Below are 3,592 nucleotides of genomic sequence, written 5' to 3' on the forward strand. Positions count from 1 at the left end.
CAAGGTAGCCCTACCGGAAGGTGGGGCTGGATCACCTCCTTTAAAGGACAGTTTGCTAATTTAGCAAACAGGTTGGGCAAGCTCTATGCTTCGTACATTGTCTTACTTATACTGTCAAACGACAGAAACTATTTTGAAAGTCATAAAAGTTTAAGAATCAAGTTTAATCTGAAACGTTGATTGTTCGAAAGAACAAGAAACGTGAAAAGTAAAGATGACCAAAGTCATCACAAATTCACTGATCAAAATCAGCGCTTGAGAATAATCTTCACACAAAAATTTAAGTGACATAAGCGATCAGCTTATGTGAGTCGTAACTCATACTTAATTGCTTGAGACTAAAATTTTTTGGTCAAGCTATTAAGGGCTATTGGTGGATGCCTTGGCATTAACAGGCGATGAAGGACGCGAAACCTGCGAAAAGCTTCGGTGAGCTGGAAAAAAGCATTGACCCGGAGATATCCGAATGGAGCAATCCAACCAGAGTAATGTCTGGTTATCCTTAACTGAATCCATAGGTTAAGGAGGCGACACCTGCCGAACTGAAACATCTAAGTAGGCAGAGGAAAAGAAATCAAATCAGAGATTCCCATAGTAGCGGCGAGCGAAGTGGGAAGAGCCCAAACCACTAATTTATTAGTGGGGTTGTAGGACTCATCACAATGGCTAGCGAACTTTAGCAGAACATTTCTGGAAAGTTAGGCGATACAAGGTGAAAGCCCCGTATGCGAAAAAGAGAGCTAGCTAGATGAGCACCTGAGTAGGGCCGGACACGTGAAACCCGGTCTGAATCCGGAGGGACCACCCTCCAAGGCTAAATACTCGTTAATGACCGATAGTGAACCAGTACCGTGAGGGAAAGGTGAAAAGAACCCCTGTTAGGGGAGTGAAATAGAACCTGAAACCAATAGCTTACAAACGGTCGAAGGCCTATGCCCAATAATTTGGGAATGGCTGACGGCGTGCCTTTTGCATGATGAGCCAGCGAGTTGCGTTAAATGGCAAGGTTAAGGGATCTCATTCCGAAGCCGAAGCGAAAGCGAGTCTTAAAAGGGCGTTAAGTCATTTGGCGCAGACACGAAACCAAGTGATCTATCCATGACCAGGTTGAAGCAAGGGTAACACCTTGTGGAGGACCGAACTAGTAACTGTTGAAAAAGTTTTGGATGAGTTGTGGATAGGGGTGAAAGGCCAATCAAACTTGGAGATATCTTGTTCTCTTCGAAATAACTTTCGGGTTAGCCTCGGACAGCCCTTTACAGGGGTAGAGCACTGAATTCACGCGGGGGTCTTACCGACCTACCAAAGGAAATCAAACTCCGAATACTGTAAAGTCGTCCGGGAGATAGACAGCGTGGGATAAGCTACGTTGTCAAAAGGGGAACAGCCCAGATCGCCGATTAAGGCCCCTAATTCTATGCTAAGTGAGTAAGGAAGTGGAGTTTCTAAAACAGTTGGGATGTTGGCTTAGAGGCAGCCATCATTTAAAGAGTGCGTAACAGCTCACCAATCGAGAAACTCTGCGCCGATAATATCCGGGACTAAAGCATAGAGCCGAAATCGCGGGTTTATTCTGTTAAAGAATAAGCGGTAGGAGAGCGTAGTATGCAGCGTCGAAGATGTACCGTAAGGAGCGTTGGAGCGCATACTAGTGATAATGCATGGCATGAGTAAACGATAAAGGAGGTGAAAATCCTCCTCGCCGAAAACCTAAGGTTTCCAGGGTAAAGTTCGTCTTCCCTGGGTTAGCCGGTCCCTAAGCCGAGGCTGAAAAGCGTAGGTGATGGAAAGCAGGTTAAATATTCCTGCGCCACCTAAAACATTGGTGACGGGTCGACGGAGTACGTTAAGCGCGCGGACCATTGGATGTGTCCGTGGGGCAATGAGGTTGGTTAGTAGGTAAATCCGCTAACGGAAGACCAGGTTGTCACTAAGGGAAACCTTCGGGGGAACCGATAGCGTAGCGCAAGGCTTCCAAGAAATAGACTCTAATCGTTGATGGTGACCGTACCAAAACCGACACAGGTGGGTGGGAAGAATATTCTAAGGCGCGCGAGAGAACTCTTGTTAAGGAACTCGGCAAATTATCCTCGTAACTTCGGGAGAAGAGGAGCCACAAGTTGTGATAGCACTCGCTGCTAAAGCATCCTGTGGCCGCAGAGAAATGGCCCAGGCGACTGTTTAACAAAAACACAGCACTATGCAAAGACGTCTAAGTCGAAGTATATGGTGTGATGCCTGCCCAATGCCAAAAGGTCAAAAGGAGATGTTAGCACGTTAAGTGCAAAGCATTGAATTTAAGCCCTGGTGAATGGCGGCCGTAACTATAACGGTCCTAAGGTAGCGAAATTCCTTGTCGGGTAAGTTCCGACCTGCACGAATGGTATAACGATCTGGGCACTGTCTCAACAAGAGACTCGGTGAAATTGTAGTAGCAGTGAAGATGCTGTTTACCCGCAATAAGACGGAAAGACCCCGTGAACCTTTACTGTACTCTGATATTGGCTCTTGACTTGTCATGTGTAGAATAACCAGGAGACTAAGAAAGCTCATCGTCAGGTGGGCTGGAGTCGTCGTTGAAATACTGGTCTTGATAAGTCGGGAATCTAACGAAATCCCATGAAGCTGGGATTCGGACATTGTCAGACGGGCAGTTTTGCTGGGGCGGTATCCTCCTAAAGAGTAACGGAGGAGTCCAAAGCTTGCCTCATCGTGGTTGGCAATCACGAGTAGAGCGTAAAGGTATAAGGCAAGTTAACTGTGAGACCTGCAAGTCGAACAGAGACGAAAGTCGGGCTTAGTGATCCGGCGGTGGAATGTGGAATCGCCGTCGCTCAACGGATAAAAGGTACTCCGGGGATAACAGGCTTATCGCCACCAAGAGTTCATATCGACGTGGCGGTTTGGCACCTCGATGTCGACTCATCGCATCCTGGGGCTGAAGAAGGTCCCAAGGGTTTGGCTGTTCGCCAATTAAAGCGGTACGCGAGTTGGGTTCAAAACGTCGTGAGACAGTTTGGTCCCTATCTTTTGTGGGCGTAGGATACTTGAGAGGAGCTGCTTCTAGTACGAGAGGACCGAAGTGGACGAACCAATGGTGAGCCGGTTGTTCTGCCAAGAGCATTGCCGGGTAGCTATGTTCGGAACGGATAAGCGTTGAAAGCATATAAACGCCAAGCCTCCCTCAAGATAAGGTATCCCTATCAGACACCATATAGACCATGTGGTTAATAGGTTGGGTGTGTAAGCGCAGTAATGCGTTGAGCTTACCAATACTAATCGGTCGATCGGCTTGACCACCTTTTTTTCTAAAGGATGAAAACCATTCCCTTTAGCACAAACAGTGTGGTGCGAAATAAAAAATCAAGCGTGTGAGATTGTTTTCAAGAGCTGATTTTGATAAGTGAAACTTAAACCTTTTATGATTTTCGTTTGGTGGCATTAGAGAAAGGGAAATACCTGAACCCATTCCGAACTCAGAAGTCAAGCCTTTCATCGCCGATGGTACTGCACACAAGAGTGTGGGAGAGTAGGTCGCCGCCAAACTTTTCTTTTTGGCCTTAAAACACCCCGTTTTAAGGCCCTTTTTTTT

At 46.7% G+C, this 3,592-nt stretch carries 2 rRNA genes; both read left to right on the forward strand.

The features are described from left to right. Nucleotides 1–350: 350 nt before the first annotated feature. Nucleotides 351–3,300 (forward strand): 23S ribosomal RNA (locus TY19_RS08925). Nucleotides 3,301–3,431: 131 nt separating this feature from the next. Next, a 5S ribosomal RNA gene (gene rrf, locus TY19_RS08930) occupies nucleotides 3,432–3,546 on the forward strand. The last annotated feature ends 46 nt before the right edge of the window (nucleotides 3,547–3,592 follow it).

This window comes from Candidatus Protochlamydia sp. R18 (assembly GCF_000648255.1).
In the GTDB taxonomy this organism is placed as follows: domain Bacteria; phylum Chlamydiota; class Chlamydiia; order Chlamydiales; family Parachlamydiaceae; genus Protochlamydia; species Protochlamydia amoebophila.